The organism is Pseudomonas sp. E102 (assembly GCF_052660185.1).
Window position 1 is genome coordinate 2,317,280 of the sequence record NZ_CP084025.1, and the last position, 20,826, is coordinate 2,338,105.

The following is a 20,826-nucleotide window of genomic DNA, read 5'->3' on the forward strand; positions in this document are numbered from 1 at the left end:
TCCTTCACAACGCCAGGTCCGGGTCGGAGTCGCTGTGCTTCTGGCCCACCGGATCGCTGTTGGTCGGAGCCTTCGGCTCACTGTTGCCACGAATATCCGGTGGCGGTGTCAGTTGTAACACGTCGCTGGTGTATTTCCATTCCTCGTAGACACGGTCAGGATCGTCGTTGAGGCGTGTCCCATAGCTGGGCACGATCTGGTGCAGCTTTTGCTGCCAGGCCGGGGAGGCGACCTTGTCCTTGAAGACCCGTTGCATCACTTCAAGCATGATCGGGGCCGCCGTCGATGCGCCAGGGGACGCGCCAAGCAGGCCGGCGATGCTGCCGTCCTGGGAGGCCACCACTTCGGTGCCCAACTTCAGCACGCCGCCTTTTTCCTCATCGCGCTTGATGACCTGCACCCGTTGGCCGGCTTGCCAGAGGCGCCAGTCTTCCTGCTTGGCCTGGGGGAAATACTCCTGCAAGGCCTTGAAACGATCATCATCCGACAGCATGAGCTGGCCGGCCAGGTATTCAACCAAGGGGTATTGCTCGATGCCGACCTTGGTCATGGGCCAGACATTGTGCGTGGTCATGCTGGTGAACAGGTCGAAGTAGGAACCTTCCTTGAGAAACTTGGTGGAGAAGGTCGCAAATGGCCCGAACAGGACGACGCGCTTGCCGTCCAGTACCCGCGTATCCAAATGAGGCACCGACATCGGCGGCGCGCCGGTGGACGCAATCCCGTAGGCCTTTGCCATGTGTCGTTCGGCAACGCTGGGGTTCTCGGCGACCAGGAACGAGCCGCCGACCGGGAAGCCCGCGTATTCGTCAGCCTCTGGAATGCCTGACTTCTGCAACAGATGCAGGGCGCCGCCGCCTGCGCCGATAAACAGGAACTTGGCGTCGGTGGCGCTCGTTTCGCCGTCCTTGAGGTTCTTGTATTCAACGTGCCAGGTACCGTCGTCATTGCGGGTGATGTCGCGCACTTCGCTGGACAGCTTCAGGCTGAAGTTGGGTTTGCTTTGCAGATAGCTGACGTACTGGCGGGTGATTTCACCAAAGTTCACATCGGTGCCGATCGGCGCCCAAGTGGCCGCGAGCTTTTGATTCGGATCGCGGCCTTCCATCATCAAGGGCACCCACTTCTTGATCTGCTCCGGGTCTTCCGAATATTGCATTGGGCGGAACAAGGGGCTCGCCTGCAGCGCTTCGTAGCGTTTGCGCAGGAACTTGATGTTGTCGTCACCCCATACAAAGCTCATGTGCGGGGTGGAGTTGATAAACGAACGGGGGTTTTTCAAGACGCCGCTCTTGACCTGCCACGCCAGGAACTGCCGGGTGATCTGGAAGGCCTCGTTGATCTCGATGGCCTTGGTAATGTTGACGTTGCCTTGGTCGTCCATCGGCGTGTAGTTCAGCTCGGCCAGCGCCGAATGGCCGGTGCCGGCGTTATTCCAGCCGTTGGAGCTTTCTTCGGCCACGGCATCCAGGCGTTCGACCATTTCCATCGACCAGCCCGGTTCTAGCTCGTTGAGCCATATGCCCAAGGTTGAACTCATGATGCCGCCGCCCACCAGCAGCACATCGACTTTTTTCGTTTCCGCGGCCTGGGCACCGTTGACGCTCAATGAGAGGGCGACGGTCAGCAGGGTCGCAATGATTGCAGTGTTCATAGTTCCATCCTCGGCGACCGAGGAAGTCGCTCGTTAACGAAATGACGCAACCGACCTTGTGTTGACTGGCGTCACGGGGCGCTGTTCAGCGACCCGGCGGGAGAGGGTGACGAAAGGTGATTCAGCCTGGGCTGCGGCGGGGGGTTGACGACCCGAACAAGACCCGGCATATTGTGCTCGTTTATGTTTATTCATGCTCGTTTATGCAGGTTGTGATGTCATGAGCGCCACTCACGAAGTATTTCCCGGCGAGCGCCAACGCTTGATCAGTGAGCGACTCGCCGTTTATGGCCGGGTCATCGCGGCGGACCTGGCCAGCGAATTCAATGTATCCGAACACTCGATCCGCAGGGACCTCGGGGCATTGGCGGCGGCAGGCTTGTGCAAGCGCGTCTATGGCGGCGCGATTCGCCTGCCGGCGGCCGAAGCGCCCATAGACGTTCGGATCCATCAGGATCCGGCGCGCAAGGACGACCTTGCCCGGACGGCGGCGTCGTTGCTCAGCGCCGGTCAGCACGTCTTTCTCGATGCCGGGTCGACCAACCTGGCGATTGCCCGTGCCATCGATCCAGCGCTGCGCTTGACCATCAGCACCAACTCGCCCTTGATTGCGGTGGAGTTGATGAAGCTGCCCAACGCCGAGGTCATCCTGCTCGGTGGCCGTCTGAACCCTGTCGCCGGCGGTGCGATCGGGCTGGCGGCCGTCCAGCAATTGCGCCAGTTCAATTTCGACCTGTGTTTTGTCGGTGCCTGCGCCATCGACCCGGACAATGGCGTGACGGCGTTTGGCCTGGATGACGCCGAATTCAAGCGTGCGGTGGTCGCGGCGAGCGGTCAGGTGGTGGTGGCGGTTACCAACCAGAAGCTGTCCAGCGTTGCTCATTACCAAGTGGCGACGTGTGAAGAAGTCACCGCGCTGGTGGTGGAACACGATGCACCCCATGAGCGGCTCGACCCCTTCCTGGAGCGCATCGCCAAGGTCATCAAAGCCCCCGCCAAGACATAAGATGCTGCAACGGGCCACGAGCCCATTGTCCGACAAGCGTTTTACGTCTAGTTTGCTGCCCCATCATAAGTACAAAAGTCAGGAGTCATCGATGCAACCGATCCGTCTCGGTCTGGTGGGCTACGGTAAAATTGCCCAGGACCAACACGTGCCCGCTATCCGCGCCAACCCTGCGTTCGAGTTGGTGGCGGTCGCGACCCAAGGGCAGCCTTGCGCTGGAGTGGAGAACTTCCAGTCCCTGGGGGAGCTGCTGGACAAAGGTCCGCGCGTCGATGCGGTCGCGTTTTGCACGCCGCCCCAGGGCCGGTTCGAGCTGGTGCGGCAGGCGCTGGAGGCGGGTAAACACGTCCTGGTGGAAAAGCCGCCGTGCGCCACATTGGGCGAGGCCATGGCGTTGGTGGACCAGGCGCATGCGGCAGGTGTCAGCGGGCTGTTCGCCTGGCATTCGCGTTATGCGCCCGGCATCGAGGCGGCCCGCGACTGGCTTGCCTGCCGCACGCTGCAAAGCGTCCAGATCGATTGGAAGGAAGACGTGCGCAAATGGCACCCCGGCCAGGCATGGATCTGGCAACCCGGCGGCCTGGGCGTGTTTGATCCGGGCATCAACGCCTTGTCCATCGCCACCCACCTGTTGCCGCTGTCATTGTTCGTCGAGTCGGCCGAACTGCGCGTTCCCGACAACTGCCAGTCGCCCATCGCCGCGAGCATCAAGATGTCGGACGCGCGCGGTCTCGATATCCGCGCGGAGTTCGATTTCGACCATGGTCATGATGAGCTCTGGAGCATCGAGATTCGTTGCGCCGAAGGCACTTTGCGCTTGGACAACGGCGGTGCGCTGCTGAGCATCGACGGCGTGCGCCAGGTCGTGTCGCAGGAGGGTGAGTACGCGGCGGTGTACCGGCACTTCCAGCGACTGATCAATGACAAGGCGTGCGACATGGACCTGCAACCGCTGCGCCTGGTGGCGGACAGCTTTTTCGTCGGCAGCCGTACCTTGGTCGAGCCGTTCTACGACTGAAATACCCCATGCCGGGGGTATAGCAGAGCTTCCATGGCGAGCGAGCTTGCTCCCTCGCCATGGTGCCTTGCCTAGCCCAAATCCTGCGCCCGATGCCGCTCCGGCACCTGGCTCGCCTCATCGCCCCAGGTCCGGTTGACACGCTGTCCGCGCATGACTGCGGGCCGCTGGGCGATTTCCTCCGCCCAGCGCTGCACATGGGTGTACTCATGGGCGCTAAGAAATTCGGCCGCCGAGTACACGTTGTTCCGCACCAGTTGGCCATACCAAGGCCAGACCGCGATGTCGGCGATGGTGTATGCCTCGCCGGCCAGGTAGCGGTTTTCAGCCAGGCGACGGTCCAGGACATCCAGTTGGCGCTTGGCTTCCATGGTGAAGCGATTGATGGGGTATTCCAGTTTGTCCGGCGCGTAGGCGTAGAAATGGCCGAAACCACCGCCCAGGTAAGGGGCCGAGCCCATCTGCCAGAACAACCAGTTCAGGGTTTCAGTGCGGCCGGCCAGATCGCTGGGCAGCAAAGCGCCGAATTTCTCCGCCAGGTAAAGCAGGATCGAGCCGGACTCGAACACACGTGTCGGCGGCTCGACGCTGCGGTCCAGCAGGGCCGGGATCTTGGAGTTCGGATTGACCTCGACAAAGCCGCTGGAGAACTGGTCGCCTTCGCCGATGCGAATCAGCCAGGCGTCGTATTCCGCGCCGGTGTGCCCGAGGGCCAACAGCTCTTCGAGCATGATCGTGACTTTCACGCCATTGGGCGTTGCCAGCGAATAGAGCTGCAAAGGATGCTCGCCGATCGGCAAGTCTTTTTCGTGGGTCGGCCCGGCGACAGGCCGGTTGATGCTCGCGAAGTGGCCACCCGAGGGGGCCTCGTGTTTCCAGACTTTGGGTGGAACGTAAGACGCTTGGCTCATGAACGTACCTTATCGTTGAGTGCACTTGTTCCGGGACGAAGCCACGTTTGCGCTATGGCTGGCGTCGAGACGTGGACTCTAATCTATGGGCGCTCTGTCAGGCAGACAAGGGCCACCGACAAGATAAGTCGAGTCGACGGCGCAGCGCTTTGAAGGGTCATTCCATTTAATGAAACAGTGGATTTCAATCCATGCGTATTCCTGCGCCACCGCTTTGGGCAGAAGATGGCTCCACCTCATGCACCGTTCGCCATCGGTGTGATGGACCCTCCCTGACCAATGCGCATTCAACCCCGTTGTAAAACGGAGGGCGCGAGGAGTAGCTGATGAACGAAGCCACCAAAGCACAATCTTCGCCCTGGCATGAAGGGGAGTTGACCTTGCAGCGCTCCGTCGGGGCGGTTGAGATGATGGCCGGCGTCGGTCAGCGACAACTGGCGCGTACCTGGATGCCGGACCAGCACCGGGAGTTCTACGGGCAATTGCCGTTTGTGGTGCTTGGGGCAGTGGATCGTCAGGGCGATGTCTGGGCGACTCTGCGCACCGGGCAGCCCGGCTTCATGAATTCACCTGATCCTGAAACGCTGCATATCCATTTCGATCCGCAGCCTGAAGACCCGGCACAAGAAGGGCTGGGCGAGGGCGACGCCATCGGCATGCTGGGTATCGAATTGCACACCCGTCGGCGTAATCGCATGAACGGCGTGGTGCGCCGCGAGCTTGACCAGGGCCTGGAGATTTCGGTGACCCAGGCCTATGGCAACTGCCCGCGCTACATCAATCTGCGCCAATACCGCTTCGTCGATGAGCAGCCTGCTGCCTCACGTGAGCTGGAAGTAGCCGATCCTTTGGTTCGTCGTCTGGTCACCGCGTCAGACTCGTTCTACATCGCCACTTACGTGGTACGCGACGGTGAACGGCAGGTCGACGCCTCCCATCGCGGCGGCAAGCCCGGTTTCGTACGCATGGACGAGGACGGGACGCTGACCATCCCGGATTTTTCTGGAAACCTGTTCTTCAACACGCTCGGCAACATCCTGCTGAACCCCCGCGCAGGCTTGGTGTTCGTCGATTTCCAGACCGGCGACCTGCTGCAGATGAGTGGTTCAGCGCAGGTGGTGTTGGAAGACCCGCAGATCGCCGCGTTCCAGGGCGCCGAACGGTTATTGCGGTTCACCCCGCAGCGCGTGGTCTACCGTTCGACGGCAATACCGTTGCGCTGGAAGGATCAGGCTGAAGGCGACTCGCCCAATTCACTGATGACCGGCAACTGGGAACAGACTGCCGAACGCTTGCAGGCCGAGGTCCTGCGTACCCATTGGCGTGCGCTGCAAGTCACGCGAGTGGTGGACGAAAGCCACAACATCCGCTCGTTCTATCTGCAAACCACCGACGGTGCCGGCTTGCCCCGGTTCGAGGCCGGGCAGCATCTGCCCGTGCGGGTGTTGTTGGAGGGGCAGGGCGTGCCTTCGATCCGGACGTACAGCGTGTCCAGCGCGCCCTCGGATGATTTCCTGCGCATCAGCGTCAAGCGTGACGGCGCGGTCTCTTCGCATCTGCATGAGCAGATCCAGGCGAGCCACGATATCGAAGCCCGGGCGCCACAAGGTCATTTCACGGTGGACGCCACCGAGCGCCGGCCGTTGGTGCTGCTGGCGGCGGGCGTTGGCATCACGCCGCTGTTGTCGATGCTGCGCGAGGTGGTCTATCAAGGAAAACGCATTAGCCGCATGCGTCCGGTCTGGCTGGTGCAAAGTGCCCGGCACGTGGCCGACCTGGTCTTTGGCGAGGAAATCGATGAGCTGGTGGCGCGTGCCGGTGACAAAGTGAAAGTGCTGCGCCTGGTCAGCCAACCGCCCACCGACGGCAAACCCGGGCAGGGTTATGACGTGGCCGGACGAATCGATGTGACGCTGCTCAAGCAACTGCTGCCGCTGGACGACTACGATTACTACCTGTGCGGTCCGGGCACGTTTACCCAGGCGCTCTACGACGGCCTGCGCAAGCTGCGTATCCCGGATGATCGCATTCACGCTGAAACCTTTGGTCCGTCTACGCTGGTGCGCGATATCGAGGTCCGCGTACCGGCCGCCGAACAGGTGCCGGCGGCGACTGAGGCGGTGAAAGTGCTGTTCTCCGGTTCGGCCAAGGAAGCCCGCTGGGAACCCGGCAGCGGGACGCTGCTCGAGCTGGCCGAGGCCCGCGGCCTGAATCCGGAATTCAGTTGCCGTGGCGGTTCCTGCGGTACCTGCAAAACCCGCATGACCCAAGGTCACGTGCACTACCTGACCCAACCCGCCGAACCCGTGGCCGACGGCGAAGTGCTGATCTGTTGCGCGGTACCGGCCCAGGGCAGCGAGCCTTTGGTATTGGAGGTTTGAAGCCGGCGATGCAAGCTGACTAGATCGTCCGCCTTACACGTCCCGGCGCCTCGCCATAGACCTCTTTGAATTTCTTGCTGAACGCCGCCTGGGATTGATAGCCGACCTGTGCGGCGATATCGCTCAAGCCCAGATGCGAATGGCTCAGCAGGCTGAACGCCAGTTCCATGCGCACCTGGGTCAACAGTACCCACGGCGAGACGCCGGCCACTTTGACAAACGCGCGCATGAAGTTGGCCCGGGACATGCTCGCCAGTTCTGCCAGGCCCTGAATGGTCCAGTCATGGGCGGGGTCATCCAGCATCGCCTGCCAGGCGCGGCCAAGGCGCTTGTCAGTCAACAATGCAAGCGAGCCGCTGTCCTGGCCGTGATTGGCCAGGTGCGCCCGCAGGATCAAGGTGAACAGAGCCTGGGACAACGCATCCAGCAAAAATCGCGCGCCTACCTTGTTGTCGTCCGCTTCGGCGCGAATCACCTCCACCAGCCCCTGTAGCGGACCATTGGCGGGCAGCGCGCCGCTGGGAATCACCAGGTACTCAGGCAGCGATGCGAACAGCAGCGAGGCACGATTGAAGTGGAATCCGCCACAGATCATGTCCAGTTCCGCGCTGGCGCCACCGATGCGGTGGACCGGCAGCGTGCCTCCGTTGATGATTTTCGGCGAGGTCGGCGCCACGGTTTTTCCGGGGCTGTGCATGACGTGTCGGGCGCCCCGGGGTAATAGCAGGATGTCGCCGGCGCGCATGGGCAAGCGCTGGCCGTCGGGGAACTCCACCCGGCATTCACCCGCCAGCACGATGTGGTAGGGCGCATTGCCGAGGGCTTGCTGTTCGCGGTGCAGGGCCCAGTCACCCTGGAACTGGCAACGCAGATCCAGGCTGCCGCGCACGTTCGCCAGGCTGATGAGTTTATCGATGGCATTCATTTGAGCGTTTCGCGACAAAAGCTGAGCGGATCGAACAAACCCGACCCGCACCCAAGTGGAAAACTGAGGGCGTTGAAACAGTACACCCAACCCACTCAGGAGTTAATGCCATGTTCAATAATTGGTCCGAATTGTTGCCTACCATCCAGAAAGCCTTTGGTGCCCTGGGCCGCAGCAACCCGAAAATGGTCAAGGCCTATATGGCCCTTGGCGAAGCAGCCAGCGAAAATAATGTACTCGACGCCAAGACTCGAGAGTTGATTTCCCTCGCTGTGGCGATCACCACTCACTGCGACGGTTGCATCGGCGTGCATACCGATGCCGCGATCAAGGCCGGCGCCAGCCGCGAAGAAGTCGCCGCCGCCCTGGCAACCGCTATTTCGTTGAATGCTGGCGCAGCTTATATCTACTCGCTGCGGTCGCTGGAGGCGTACGACACGCTCAAGCAACCGGCTTGATTGCGCGCTCTGCAAAGCCCCGGGCATGTTGTCGTGCCCGGGCTTTTGTGACGGGCGTGTTGGGAAACTAACGTGCGGCGCAGTTGTTCCTATAAAAACGCTCAGCTGAATCCGGATCCGTCATGGAAGAACCCAGCCTCTACACGATCGGTCATTCGACCCCCACCCTCGAGCAATTCGTGGACATCGTAAAAAGCTTCGATGTCGAGATGATCGTAGACGTCAGGACTGTTCCGAGATCCCGGACGAATCCTCAATACAACCTCGATACGCTTGCGGGGCTGTTGGAGCCGCACGGGTTGAAGCATGAGCAGATACGGGAGCTGGGCGGCCTGCGAAAAAAATCCAGGACGGTAGCCGATGAGGTTAACGGATTCTGGGAAAACCGCAGTTTCCACAATTATGCGGATTACGCGCTGTCGGACGAATTCGAGACGGGCCTGGACCGCCTCCTTGCGCTCAACCAGGCACGCCGATGCGCCATCATGTGTGCGGAAGCGGTCTGGTGGCGTTGTCATCGCCGCATCATCACCGATTACCTGTTGATTCGCGGTGTCGACGTCTTCCATATCATGGACAAGGACAAGGCGACCCGGGCGGCGTTGAATCCGGCGGCACGACGCTCCGAACTGAAGCTGACCTACCCGGCGGTTTCCGATTCGGCAGCCGTTCCGTGAGGTTGTTTGCCTCGCGCCTCACGCGCTTCCCCTCGCACAACCAATCCGATCCCGACAGCAGACACCGCCATCCCCAGCGCCATTTGCCATGACAGCGGTTCGTCGAACATCGCCCAGGCCCATACCATCGTGATGGGCGGGCTCAGGTAAAGAACGCTGGCGACCCGGGTCGCCGAGGCCCGGCGCAGGCATAGCCAGTAGAGTCCATAGCCGCCCATCGTCGACAATCCGGCCGTCCATATGACGCTCAGGGCGAACCCGGTACTGGGGATCGGCGCCAGACTGCCTTGCACGCCTTCGATCAGGGCAAAGGCCAGGCCCGAGACACAACATTGCAACCAGAGGTTCGGTAGCAGGCCCATGGATTGCGAGGCTGGAAGGTGTTTTTGCCAGAGCGTCGCCGCAGCGAGCGACAACATGCCCAGCAGTGGCAGCCCGTAGACCCACAACGGCGCGCTGCCCCACCCGAGCGCGCCATGGGTGCCCAGGGCAACGCCCGTCAGGCCTATGAACAAACCTGCCCAGACCCGCGGCGCCATGCGCTGCCCCAGGATACCCGCGGCCATCAGCGCCAGGCCCATCGGCAACAAGTCGGCGAACAAGGCGGCCAGGCCAGCGGGCACACCCCAGGCAATGCCCTGGGTAATACCAGCCAGGTAACCCGCCATCGCCAGCAGTCCGATACCGGCGTTTTTCAGGAGGGTGACGAGGGCGGTACGCCTCAGTTGCCGGACGACGAAAGGAAACAGCAGGAGCGTGACCAGCACGCAACGCCAGAACACCACAAGCAGCGGCGGGGCGTAATCGATGGAGAATCGCGCGCCGACGAAGCCGGAGCTCCAGGCCACGAGTAATGCCGCTTCGAGCAAGGGCAACGGAATCAGCCAATACGCACTGGGCGGCAACGAGCGGGTGATCGATTTGGTCGGGTTCATGGTCACAGGCTACGAAAGCCGACTAATCTAATAAATCAAAATATCGTGCAGCACTGGTTTAAAAAGGTTGAATCATGACAGCCATACTGGATATCGAACTGATCCGGACGTTTCATGCAGTCGCGCGCCTGGGCAAGTTCAGCGGCGCGGCGCAGCAGCTCCACAAGAGCCCGGCAGCGGTGAGCGTGCACATCCAACGATTGGAAGCAGTCGCCGGGGGCCGTTTGCTGGACCGTGACAATCAGTCGGTTTCCCTGACCGCCCTGGGCAAGCGCCTGCTCGTGTCCACCACGGAGCTGCTCGCGACCCATGACCGCGTGCTCGCCGACCTACACGGGACACGGCTGGCGGGGCGCGTCACCCTGGGCGTGCCGGACGAATACGCCGATCATGTCATTCGCGACATTCTGCCGACATTCACCGCAGCCTGGCCAAACGTGGTCCTCGAACTCAAGACCGCACCCAGCTATGCGCTGCGCGAGTATGTCCAACGTGCAAAACTGCAGGCCGCCGTACTCACCCAGCCAATGGACCAGCCTGAGGCGGCGGGCCAGATCCTGGTCACCACCACGCCGGTTTGGGTAGGCGCGACCCATGGGGCGCCGAGCGCGACGGACCCGCTCCCGCTGGCCGTGCATGCGGCGCAATGCCCTTACCGCCAAGTCATGCTGCAGGCGCTGCGGCAAAGCGGGCGCAAGGTGCGAATCGTCCTGGAGAGCCCCTCGAACCAGGCCATCAAGGCATGCGTGGAAGCCGGACTGGGAATCAGCCTGATCGACCGCGCCCGGGTGACGGAGAACATGCGCATCCTCGAGGGTTTGCCGGTGGTGCCCGATCATGAAGTGGTGTTCGTGCGCTCCCAGGCCTCACACGCCGATGAAGCGGTAGACCTGTTGGGCAAAGCGATCCAGCAGCGCTTTCGACTGTAAGAACAGGAGGAGGCGACGGCTATTCTTCCGCCGGCCTTATGTGAAAGATGGTGTAGGGCAGGATAAGCGTATCGGCGACAAAACTGAGGGGCAGATCGATGGCCGCGAGCGGCGCAAACGCACTGGCGTACGTCGCGTTATCCTCCGTCGCCGCTTCCTTGAGCACCTGATAATCGAAATACGTACCGCAATAAGGCTGCACACCGCAGAGCGACCCGGGGCCAAAGGTTTCGTTGGCCGTTGCGCAGCCGGTCAGCATTGCGATGGTTAGAGCCGCTCCGATGATGCGCATGGCGTTCCCTCGATATTGGAGCGCGACTGTAGCATTTGTGACGGGTGAGTCGGTGCCTTGATCGAAAGCGCCTCGCAGCTCGCCGCGCACAAGTTATCGATCACGCCGATTTCTGTTCAGCGCACCCGCCCCGATGAATCGAAACGCCCCACAAACCCAACGCTACAACACTGATCGACCCACCCAGCCAACTGACCGCGGCCCAGCCCCATAGCGCATAGACCTGGGTCGCGGCGGCGGCACCCAGTGCGCTGCCGATCGAGTAGAAACACATGTAGGCGCCGACCATGCGGCTTTGCGCGTCGGGGCGTGCGGCGAGGATGAGGCTCTGGTTGGTGACATGCACGGCTTGTACGGCGAAGTCGAGCAAGACCACGCCGAAGACCAGGGCGATCAGGGAGCTTTCGGCGAAGGAGATGGGCAACCATGAGAGCACCAGCAGACCCAGCGAAAGACCCGTCACGCGTTGCCCCAGTCCTCGATCGGCCCAGCGACCGGCTCTCCGAGCCGCCAGCGCGCCGGCAACCCCGGCCAGGCCAAACAGGCCGATGGCGGTGTGGGAAAGCGACAATGGCGGGGCACTCAACGGCAGGACCATGGCGGTCCAGAGGACGGAAAACGCGGCGAAGATCAGCAGCGCGAACAGCCCCCTGATTCGTAACAGCGGTTCGGTCATGAACAGTTGGAACAGCGAACGGATCAGGGCCGGATAGGGCTGCCGATTTCCCGGTGACGCCGTGGTGGGTGCCACTTTCCAGAACACCGTCGCGATGATCAGCATCAGTCCCGACGACACAAAATAAACCGCACGCCAGCCGGCGAGGTCGGCGATGAACCCCGAGATGAATCGCGCCAGAAGTATGCCCATCACGACTGCGCTGGTGAGGGTGCCGACGGTCTGGCCTCGTCGGGACGGTGCCGATAGCACGGCTGCATAGGCCACCAGCACTTGGACGACGACCGCGAGCAGGCCCGTGGTGATCATGGCGCCCAGGAGGATGAGCCAATGCTGGGATGCGCCGACGGCCGCCAATGCAATCACGGACAACGTCACCAGGGTCAGGATCAGCCGTTTGCCGTCGATCCTGTCGCCCAGCGGGACGATAAAGAGCAAGCCCAATGCGTATCCAAGCTGGGTGGCCGTGACCACGATGCCGATCGAGGCGGGAGCGACGCCCAGGCTCTCGGCCATCGAGGCTAGGAGGGGTTGGGCGAAGTAGACGTTGGCGACGGCCAGTGCGCAGGTGATGGATAACAGGGATGTGAGGGCTGGGGACAGGCCTTGGCTTGGGATGATGTGTGCGGTCATGTGCGCCTTCCAATCTGGTTGCAATTAAAAACCAGATTGGACTTTTGCTTGAATGGGTTTTAATTTGCAACTAGTTTGGTGGAGCTACCCCCAGCGTCAGCAAACAGGAAACCCAATGTCAGAAAACACCCCATCGCCCAACAGCGAATGCCCGGTAGCCCGAACACTGGAAATCATCGGTGATCGCTGGTCGCTCATGATCATCCGCGATGCCTTCGACGGCATTCGCCGCTTCAGCGAATTCCAGAAGAGCCTGGGCGTTGCCAAGAACATCCTCGCATCGCGCCTCAAAGGCCTGGTTCAAGTCGGTGTATTGCGCGTGCAGCCCGCATCGGACGCAAGCGCCTACAAGGAATATGTCCTGACGGAAAAAGGCCAGGAGATCTTTCCAATCGTGATCAGCCTGCGGCAGTGGGGCGAACGGTTTTTGTTCGCCGAGCACGAGACGCGGTCGGTGCTGTTGGACAACGCCTCTGGCGAGCCGTTGATGCCCATCGAGGTCCGCGCATTGAGCGGCCAGAAATTGCAACCGGGGGATTGCCACAGGGTGAGACGCATCGCCGGCGAGCCGTGACTCAGGCGCGTTGCTTCAGGGCTGGGGAGGCTGCTCATAGCGTTGCTGGATACGCGCCAATTCGCCGGACCGGCGCAGTTGCTCCAGCGCGTTGCTCCAAGCGGTGATCAGTTCGTCGTCACTGTCGGTGCTGAAGGCGATGTACAGCGACGAGCGGTAAAGCTCGATGGGAATCTTGCGCAGGGTGCCCGGCGCGATGTCCAATTGGCGGCTGTAATACGCCACTCCGGCCGCGGTGTCGCCGACGATGATGCTGGTTCGTCCGGCAAGCAGCATGCGGTACAGCAGCCTGCTTTCGGTCGCACTTTTGTCCAGGTTATTGAAACCCAGCGATTGCAACGTCTGGGGCACCAGGCCCGCGTGCCGCGTGGTGATCTGCGGAGCGCGCAGCAGTTGTTCGAGAGGGTTGATCGGCGGCGAGCCGGCCAGTTGGTAGGCGTGGATGGATTCCTCAACGATCGGGCCGACCCATTTGTACAATGGCTCACGCTCCGGTGTGCGGAACAGCGAATACATGATGGTCTTGGGCCGGTTCTTCAGGATCTGCGTGGCGCGCATGCTGGGTTGCACCGACATCTCGAAATGATCGCCAGTCAGCGCCATGATGGCCCGGACGATTTCCGTGGTCATGCCGGTGAGCCGATGGTTCTCCACATAGTTGTAGGGCGCCCATTCCTCGGTAACGACCTGATATTGCCCGTGTGCGGTCGCCGGGCCGAGCAACAGGCTGAGCAGCACTGCGGCAGGCATCGAATACTTCACGTGTTCTCCTGATCAACGGTTCGCTGTTGCTGGCGAACCCAAGACAAGCATAGACCCAAACACGTGCCGGGCATCGGCGGCTGCTTCGTTATGCGAGCAATGCCTCAGTTCATTGTCGCAAGCGTGGCCGGTAGCAACTTTTACATTCCATCGCTGATAAAGTGGGCGCCCCGCCAAGACAGCGGCAGCATAAGCAACGCAAAACAGGATTGAACGCTTGAACGAACAGACATTGTCCATGCGCCTTGAACGCGTGGCGGGGCTCGTGCCGACAGGGGCGCGCCTGGCCGATATCGGCTCGGACCATGGCTACCTCCCGGTGGCGTTGATCAAGCGTGGGGTGATCGCGGCGGCGGTGGCGGTAGAGGTGGCGTTGACGCCGTTCCGCGCGGCTGAGCGCACCGTGCGTGAAAGCGGCCTGGGCGAATGGATCAGCGTGCGCCTGGCCGACGGCCTGGCGGCGATCGAACCGGCGGACGGCATCACGGCGATCAGTCTGTGCGGCATGGGCGGCGAGACGATTCGCGACATTCTTGACAGCGGCAAGTGTCGCCTGAGCGGTCGGGAACGCCTGATCCTCCAGCCCAATGGCGGCGAACAGCCCTTGCGCCAATGGCTGATGGACAACGACTACCGCATCCTGTGCGAAGACGTATTGCGGGAAAACCGCTTCTACTACGAAATCATCGTTGCCGAGCGTGACGGGCCGGTGATGTACAGCGCCGAGGAGCTGTACTTCGGCCCGCTGCAAATGCAGGCCCGCAGCCCGGTATTCCTGGCCAAGTGGCAACGCATGCTGCGCCTCAAGCACAAGACCCTGGCCAATTTCGCCCAGGCGCAGCAGGCCGTGGCTGAAGAAAAAGTACAAGAGGTCGCGCGGCAGGTGCGGTGGATCAACGAGCTGCTGGCGTGAGCCCAGCGAATCTCGATGACATCCTCGATCCAATCGGCTAACGGTCCGCCGCGTCCTGTTTCAACACCAGCAACCGATAGACGCCGCCGTCATTTTCGATCCCATGGGTGTCATGGGTGAAGCCAGGGAATGACCGGTCAAAACTCTCCAGAGCCTTGAGGTAAGCCAGCAAGGGTCCGTCTGATGGGCCTGCATTTTCCCCTGGCATCAACAGGGGGATGCCCGGTGGATACGGCACGATCCCTGTTGCCGCGATCCGACTGGCGGCCTCGTCCAGCGTCACCTGCTCGATTTCGTTTCTTACCAGTTTTTCGTAGGCCTCCACGGGGCTGAACTGCGCTTGCGGCAGCGTGCCGAAAGCCTTGGCCATGGCTGCGGTGGTCTTGGTTTTTTTCATGGCGGCGAAGATCTCTTCGGCCAGGTCCTTGAGCCCCATGCCGGCATAGCGCTGTTGGTTGGCGCTCAACAGGTCGGGCAGGCACAGCTCCAGTTCGAGGTTGGCGTCGTAGTCGCGCTTGAAGTCGAGCAGGGCGTTGACCAGGGTTCCCCATTTGCCTTTGGTGATGCCGATGGAAAACAGGAACAGGATGGTGAAGTCGGTGGTTTTTTCCACCACGATGCCTTGCGTGCCCAGGTAGGCGCTGAGTACACAGGCCGGGATGCCGAAGTCCAGCAGATTGCCGTCGTCGCCCATGCCAGGGCTCAGGATCGAGACCTTGATCGGATCGAGCATGCAGTAGCCGTCTTCAATGTCGCCGAAGCCGTGCCAGACCTCATTGGGGTGCAGCACCCAGCAACCGGGGTCGGCCTTGAGCCGCGCTGGATCGACCTCATGGAAGGCGATCGACTGCCCGTCCACTTGCACCATCGGCGGCTGCCAGCACGAGAAGAACCAATCGTCGTGACTGAACATCTCGCTCTGCATATGGGAAATGACCTGCCGGAAGGCGACAGCTTCTTCGATCGCCTCGCTGGTGAGGATCTGCCCGCTGGGCGCCTCCATCATCGCCGAGCTGACATCGCACGAGGCCATGATCGCGTAGTTGGGCGAGGTCGAGGCGTGCATCATGTACGACTCGTTGAAGCGCCCGTGGGGAATCGGATTGCGGCCATTGCGCACGTGGATCATCGACGCCTGGGACAGCGCAGCCAGCAGCTTGTGAGTGGACTGGGTGGCGAACACGGTCGGTTTCGACGGGTCGTGGTCGTCCGGGCTGCCGTGCATCGCAAAGCGGTCCTTGTACAGCGGGTTGAAGCGCGCGTAGCCATACCAGGCTTCGTCGAAGTGCAAGCGATCGACGCTTTGCCCCAACAGTTCCTCGACGCGGGTGACGTTGTAGGTCAGGCCGTCGTAGGTGGAATTGGTGATAATCGCGTGCACGGGTGTCGGGTCGATGTCGCTCTTGACCAACGGATTGCTGGCTATGGCGGCCTTCACGCCCTCGGCGCTGAGGGTCTGCGGCAGGATCGGGCCGATGATGCCGAAGCGGTTGCGAGTCGGCACCAGGTAGGTCGGAATTGCCCCGGACAGCGTCATCGCATGCTCGGCGGATTTGTGACAGTTGCGGTCGCACAAGGCGATCTGGTCCCGCGTCACGCTGGCCATCAGGATCACGCGGTTGGACATCGATGACCCGTTGGTGACGTAGTAGGTGCGATGGGCGCCGAAGACCTTGGCGGCATAACGCTCGCCTTGCCCGATGGGGCCGCTGTGGTCGAGCAGCGAACCCAGCTCGCCGACGGAGATGGACAGGTCCGAGCGCAGCAGGTTTTCCCCGAAGAATTCATAGAATGCCCGGCCCGCCGTGCTTTTCAGAAAGGCCGTGCCGCCGGCGTGGCCCGGCGTGTGCCATGAATATTCGTAGCTGCGGGCAAATTTCAGCAGGGCGCCGAACATCGGCGGCAACACTGCCTGGCGATAACGTTCGATCGCCGCCAGGATCCGCCCGCTCAGGAACCGGCTGGTGTCCTCGGGCAGCCAGATGAAGTCGTCGGCGTGTTGCATGACGATCAACGGCACGTTGGACGCGGTGCTGCGATCACTGATCAGGAACACCGGCACGCGGGTGTTGCGCTCGCGCAGGGCGGTCAGCAGGTCGATGCATTCGCGATGGTCTTCGCTGGTGTCTATTTCCCAGCTGAGCAGCACGCACTGGATGGCCGGGTCGGAACTGAGGATCGACTTGGCATCGCTCAGGGTCTCGGAAGTCAGCACACTGACGGCGCGATCCTCTACGTCACTGATCAGCTGGATCAGGGCCCGGCCGAATACGCTGCGCTTGTCGGGTGCGTTGGAGACGAGCAGGGCCAGCATCCCCAATAGATTTCGATGTTCCGTCATGGCAATGCCTCCAGGTTAGCCGGCTTCAAGTGGTTGACGGGAATGGGCTCGCCAACGATGTGCTGCGCCGCGACGGTCTGGGTCGGTACGCTGTTGTTCATGGCCTCCAGGCGGATCAGGCGGGTATTGACGTAACCGAACAGCGTGTAGCCGACGATGACCGCCACGCCGCCGAGCATCAGCGCTTGTTCGCCCGAGCTGTAGAGCGCCAGGTAACTGTAGGCCGCGGCGATGCCTGCGACGATATTGGTGACCAGAGCCTTGTTCGCCGGGACATTGGAAACCTTCTGCAGGGTCACCAGCGTCGCCATGGAGAGAATGTACGGCACCAGGTTGGTCACCACGGCGAGGTTCACCAGCGTATCGAACTGCTTGGCGAGGTCGGGACTGATGGTCAGCAACGCCATCGCCGTCTGCATCGCCAGCAGGATCAACATGCTGATGATCGGCACGCCATGCTTGTTGGCCTTGGCGAAGATCGGCAGGAAGTAACCCGTGTCCGCCGAACTCTTGAACACCTGGGCGACGGTGAACTGCCAGCCGAGCAGGGAGCCGACGCACGCCAGCACCATCAGCCCCATGACGATGTTGCCCACCAGGGGCGTGAACATCTTGGCGAACACCAGGCCGAACGGCGCGGTGGAGGACACCAGCTCGGCGTTGTCGACGATACCGGCGATGACGTTGGTCGAGACGATGTAGATCACAGCGGCGCCGAGCGTCCCGCCGAGAACGGCGATCGGCACGTTCTTCTCGGGGTTCTCCACCGCGTCACCGTTGGCGCACGCCGACTCCAGGCCCAGGAAGGCCCAGAGCGTGATTGCCACCGATGCGCCAGCCGCTTCGTACCAGGGTTTGTCGTGAGGGTTCCAACCGGCCGCATAGACACTGCTGTCGAACCAGAACCAACCAATAGTCGACACCAGCACCACCGGGGCAATGACGCCCCATACGGTCACGGCACCGATCTTGCCGGTAACGCTTGCGCCGCCGAAATTGGCGAAGGTGGTCAGCCACAACAAGGCGATGGTTGCCAGGCCGACTTGCAGCGAGTCGAGCTGGATGCTGAAAAGCGTCTGGATATAGCCGACGGCCGTGATGCTGATCGCCACGTTGGCAATCAGCAGCGATAGGCCATAGGTGTAGTTGGTGATGTAGTTGCCGGATTTGCCAAAGGTGTATTCGGCGTATCCGCCCATGCCGCCGGTCTTTCGACTGAGCATGCCGCAGCGGGCGAACGCGTAGGCCAGCGCCAGGGAGCCCGTGGCGGTGATCAACCAGGAGAGGATGGAGATGCCGCCGACTTCGGCGAGCTTGGTGGGTAACAGGACAATGCCGGATCCCAGCATGTTGACGGCGGTCAGCATGGTGAGCTGCCCCACGCTCATTTTCTTGGCGGCTGACATTCCCTTGCCTCACATACTGAAAGTGACGGGGTTAAGTCATAGCAGAGGATCTCCAGTAAGCAAGAATCGCTCGCATCGCGATCACCCCATCTATCGAATAACCCGTGGCGAGGGAGCTTGCTCCCGCTGGCCGGCGAAGCCGTCCCCGGCAGTCTTCGGGCAGACCGCGTCGGCTGTTTGCGACTGCTGCGCAGCCGAGCGGGAGCAAGCTCCCTCGCCACGGTGGGTGTGAGGATCAGCCGTCGAGCAAGGTCATCACCTCGGCACTGTAGCGCTCGCCGGCCACGGCGCCTGCGGGGGCGAAAATGGCGTCCAGATGATTCAAGTCATCGCTGCTCAGGAAAACGCTGGCGGCGGCGACGTTGCTTTCCAGGTACCGACGCTGCTTGGTGCCCGGGATCGCGGTGACATTGCTTCCCTGGGCCAGTACCCAGCCCAAGGCCAGTTGCGCGGCGCTGATGTGCTTGTCCTCGGCCATGGCCCGGACTCGTTCGACCAGGGCGAGGTTGCGATAGAAGTTGTCGGCCTCGAAACGCGGATTGAAGCGCCGATAGTCGTCGGCGGCAAAGTCCTCCGGCGTCTTCAACTCGCCCGTCAGGAAACCACGCCCCAACGGGCTGTAGGCGACAAAAGCGATTCCCAGGCGTCGGCAGGTTTCGAGCACTCCGTTGTGTTCCGGCTCCCTGGACCACAACGAATATTCGCTTTGCACCGCCGCCAGGGGATGCACGGCATGGGCCCGCTCGATTGTCTCGGCGCTGGCTTCCGAAATGCCGATGTGGCGAACCTTGCCGGCCTTGACCAATTCGGCCATGGCGCCAATCGTTTCTTCCACCGGCACCTGAGGGTCGATTCGGTGTTGATAGTAAAGATCCAGGTAATCGGTTCCGAGCCGCTTGAGGCTGCCGTCGATCGATTGCCGGACGTACTCCGGGCGACCATCGACGCCCCGGGCATGTGGATCATCGCTGCGAACCAGGCCGAACTTGCTCGCCAGAAAAATCCCATCGCGCTTGCCGCGCAAAGCCTGTCCCACCAGTTGCTCGTTGGTGTGCGGCCCGTACATGTCCGCGGTGTCGAAGTGTGTTACGCCCAGTTCCACGGCGCGGTGGAGCGTAGCGATTGCCTCTGGCTCATCCGCGCCGGTGGTGTAGAAATCCGACATGCCCATGCAGCCCAAGCCGATGGCGCTGACGTGTGGGCCTTGATGGCCAAGTTGGCGGGTGATCATGAGAGTGTTCCTTTGGGTTGAGATGACGAGATCAGTCTCCTTAAATTGGTTTTATGGATAAAGCTGGTGATTTTGGTTTAACTATTCGTGATTTCTAAACAGTGAGCCGAATAATGGACCGATTACAGGCAATGCAAGTGTTCCGACGCATCGTCGAGCTGGGCGGTTTTGGCAGGGCGGCCGATGACCTGGGGCTGCCCAGGGCCACCGTCAGCTTGTTGATCCAGCAATTGGAAAGCCACTTGGGCGTGCAGTTGTTGCAGCGCACCACCCGGCAAGTGCGTGCCACCCTCGACGGCGAAGCTTATTACCAGCGCTGCGGCCACTTGTTGGAAGAACTGGACGACCTGGAAAACTCGCTCTCCACGCAACGGAGCCAACCCCGGGGCACCTTGCGCGTGGACATGCCGATCGCCTTCGGTTGCACCTGGATCGTGCCGAACCTGGCGGACTTCTATCGACGCTATCCGCAGTTGCAACTGGACCTTGGTTTCCATGATCGGCAAGTACATCTGCAACGCGAGGGGGTCGATTGCGCCATCCGGGCCGGCAATATCGTCGACCAGGCGCTGGTGGCGCGGCCGATCGTGCGGCTGCATCAAGTGACCTGCGCCAGCCCGCAGTACCTGGCTCGCGAGGGCACGCCACGGCGACCTGAAGAATTGTCCTGGCACCGCGCCGTTGGCTTCGCGTCCGGCAATGGACGTTTTTTTCCGTTCGAGTTCGAGGCAGCGGGGCAGGTGCGAGAGCTGAACATGCCTTCGGAACTGACCGTCAACAATGCCGACGCCTACGTGACGGCCTGCGAAGCGGGACTCGGCTTGATTCAGGCGCCGCGTTACCACGTGCAGCGGCAGTTGGCAGAAGGGCGCTTGGTGCAAGTGTTGACGGAACATCCAGTGCCGTCATGGCCGATTTCGGTGGTCTATCCGCCCCATCGGCAACTGTCGCCCCGGGTGCGGGTGTTTATCGACTGGGTGATCGAGTTGCTCCATGGCGAAGCGGATGCCCAAGGCGAGTTGATGATGAAGGTGTAAGGCTTGGAAAAGCACGGCGCTGCGTTGCGCTGATGGGATCCAAGACTGGCGAAGCCGCCATGAGTGA

At 61.7% G+C, this 20,826-nt stretch carries 19 protein-coding genes; 9 read left to right on the top strand and 10 right to left on the bottom strand.

All coding sequences use genetic code 11. The features are described 5' to 3' along the window. Nucleotides 1–4: 4 nt before the first annotated feature. Complete coding sequence (gene mqo, locus DOCECA_RS10335; RefSeq protein ID WP_420763769.1) at nt 5–1,654, bottom strand: malate dehydrogenase (quinone); 1,650 nt, start codon at nt 1,652–1,654, stop codon at nt 5–7. A 220-nt stretch (nt 1,655–1,874) separates the two neighbouring features. Here mqo and DOCECA_RS10340 point away from each other — a divergent pair, with 220 nt between their 5' ends. Both DOCECA_RS10340 and DOCECA_RS10345 read left to right on the top strand, forming a co-directional pair. Further along, the gene (locus tag DOCECA_RS10340) at nt 1,875–2,660 is read left to right on the top strand and encodes a DeoR/GlpR family DNA-binding transcription regulator (protein WP_420763770.1); all 786 of its coding nucleotides are present in this window, start codon (nt 1,875–1,877) and stop codon (nt 2,658–2,660) included. Nucleotides 2,661–2,751: 91 nt separating this feature from the next. Beyond that, entirely contained in the window at nt 2,752–3,678 is a 927-nt protein-coding gene (locus DOCECA_RS10345) for a Gfo/Idh/MocA family protein (RefSeq protein ID WP_445571919.1), read from the top strand. 71 nt (nt 3,679–3,749) lie between these two features. Here DOCECA_RS10345 and yghU read toward each other — a convergent pair whose 3' ends face one another. Next, entirely contained in the window at nt 3,750–4,589 is an 840-nt protein-coding gene (gene yghU / locus DOCECA_RS10350; RefSeq protein WP_434559097.1) for a glutathione-dependent disulfide-bond oxidoreductase, read from the bottom strand. Between the two features lie 326 nt (nt 4,590–4,915). Here yghU and DOCECA_RS10355 point away from each other — a divergent pair, with 326 nt between their 5' ends. Beyond that, on the top strand, nt 4,916–6,970 hold the full coding sequence (locus tag DOCECA_RS10355) for a 2Fe-2S iron-sulfur cluster-binding protein (protein WP_445571920.1): 2,055 nt from the start codon (nt 4,916–4,918) through the stop codon (nt 6,968–6,970). Nucleotides 6,971–6,989: 19 nt separating this feature from the next. On the opposite strand, the gene DOCECA_RS10360 is transcribed toward DOCECA_RS10355, so the two are convergent. Continuing rightward, entirely contained in the window at nt 6,990–7,895 is a 906-nt protein-coding gene (locus DOCECA_RS10360) for an AraC family transcriptional regulator (RefSeq protein WP_434559093.1), read from the bottom strand. A 110-nt stretch (nt 7,896–8,005) separates the two neighbouring features. On the opposite strand from DOCECA_RS10360, the gene DOCECA_RS10365 reads away from it, so the two are divergent. After that, nucleotides 8,006–8,353 carry a carboxymuconolactone decarboxylase family protein gene (locus DOCECA_RS10365; protein WP_030140590.1) on the top strand — a complete coding sequence of 116 codons (348 nt, stop codon included), beginning with the start codon at nt 8,006–8,008 and terminating at the stop codon, nt 8,351–8,353. A gap of 122 nt (nt 8,354–8,475) precedes the next feature. After that, nucleotides 8,476–9,030: a DUF488 domain-containing protein gene (locus DOCECA_RS10370; protein ID WP_445571921.1), complete on the top strand. Its 555-nt coding sequence runs from the start codon at nt 8,476–8,478 to the stop codon at nt 9,028–9,030. Here DOCECA_RS10370 and DOCECA_RS10375 read toward each other — a convergent pair. Next, nucleotides 8,994–9,965, bottom strand: a complete 972-nt coding sequence (locus DOCECA_RS10375; RefSeq protein WP_434559089.1) for a DMT family transporter — start codon at nt 9,963–9,965, stop codon at nt 8,994–8,996. The two genes, DOCECA_RS10370 and DOCECA_RS10375, sit on opposite strands and share 37 nt — an antisense overlap. Nucleotides 9,966–10,039: 74 nt before the next feature. Here DOCECA_RS10375 and DOCECA_RS10380 point away from each other — a divergent pair, with 74 nt between their 5' ends. Then, on the top strand, nt 10,040–10,894 hold the full coding sequence (locus tag DOCECA_RS10380) for a LysR family transcriptional regulator (RefSeq protein ID WP_434559087.1): 855 nt from the start codon (nt 10,040–10,042) through the stop codon (nt 10,892–10,894). A 19-nt stretch (nt 10,895–10,913) separates the two neighbouring features. On the opposite strand, the gene DOCECA_RS10385 is transcribed toward DOCECA_RS10380, so the two are convergent. Together DOCECA_RS10385 and DOCECA_RS10390 are read right to left on the bottom strand one after the other, a co-directional pair. Further along, nucleotides 10,914–11,186, bottom strand: coding sequence for a YceK/YidQ family lipoprotein (locus tag DOCECA_RS10385; protein ID WP_434559085.1), 273 nt, complete (start codon nt 11,184–11,186; stop codon nt 10,914–10,916). A 100-nt stretch (nt 11,187–11,286) separates the two neighbouring features. After that, complete coding sequence (locus DOCECA_RS10390) at nt 11,287–12,495, bottom strand: MFS transporter (RefSeq protein ID WP_434647647.1); 1,209 nt, start codon at nt 12,493–12,495, stop codon at nt 11,287–11,289. Between the two features lie 115 nt (nt 12,496–12,610). Between DOCECA_RS10390 and DOCECA_RS10395 the strand changes: the two genes are divergently transcribed. Further along, entirely contained in the window at nt 12,611–13,069 is a 459-nt protein-coding gene (locus DOCECA_RS10395) for a winged helix-turn-helix transcriptional regulator (RefSeq protein WP_420763778.1), read from the top strand. A gap of 15 nt (nt 13,070–13,084) precedes the next feature. Here the strand turns inward: DOCECA_RS10395 and DOCECA_RS10400 are convergent, their stop codons facing one another. Next, the gene (locus DOCECA_RS10400) at nt 13,085–13,831 is read right to left on the bottom strand and encodes a substrate-binding periplasmic protein (protein ID WP_445571922.1); all 747 of its coding nucleotides are present in this window, start codon (nt 13,829–13,831) and stop codon (nt 13,085–13,087) included. A 217-nt stretch (nt 13,832–14,048) separates the two neighbouring features. Between DOCECA_RS10400 and DOCECA_RS10405 the strand changes: the two genes are divergently transcribed. Then, entirely contained in the window at nt 14,049–14,744 is a 696-nt protein-coding gene (locus DOCECA_RS10405; protein ID WP_445571923.1) for a tRNA (adenine(22)-N(1))-methyltransferase, read from the top strand. Between the two features lie 37 nt (nt 14,745–14,781). Here the strand turns inward: DOCECA_RS10405 and DOCECA_RS10410 are convergent, their stop codons facing one another. From DOCECA_RS10410 to DOCECA_RS10420, 3 genes are all read right to left on the bottom strand, one after another. Further along, entirely contained in the window at nt 14,782–17,085 is a 2,304-nt protein-coding gene (locus tag DOCECA_RS10410; protein WP_445571924.1) for an Orn/Lys/Arg family decarboxylase, read from the bottom strand. After that, entirely contained in the window at nt 17,082–18,491 is a 1,410-nt protein-coding gene (potE, locus tag DOCECA_RS10415; protein WP_434559073.1) for a putrescine-ornithine antiporter, read from the bottom strand. Before potE ends, DOCECA_RS10410 begins: the two co-directional genes overlap by 4 nt. Nucleotides 18,492–18,726: 235 nt before the next feature. Next, on the bottom strand, nt 18,727–19,722 hold the full coding sequence (locus DOCECA_RS10420) for an aldo/keto reductase (protein WP_445571925.1): 996 nt from the start codon (nt 19,720–19,722) through the stop codon (nt 18,727–18,729). Nucleotides 19,723–19,835: 113 nt separating this feature from the next. Between DOCECA_RS10420 and DOCECA_RS10425 the strand changes: the two genes are divergently transcribed. Next, nucleotides 19,836–20,759: a LysR family transcriptional regulator gene (locus DOCECA_RS10425; RefSeq protein ID WP_445571926.1), complete on the top strand. Its 924-nt coding sequence runs from the start codon at nt 19,836–19,838 to the stop codon at nt 20,757–20,759. Nucleotides 20,760–20,826: the final 67 nt, after the last annotated feature.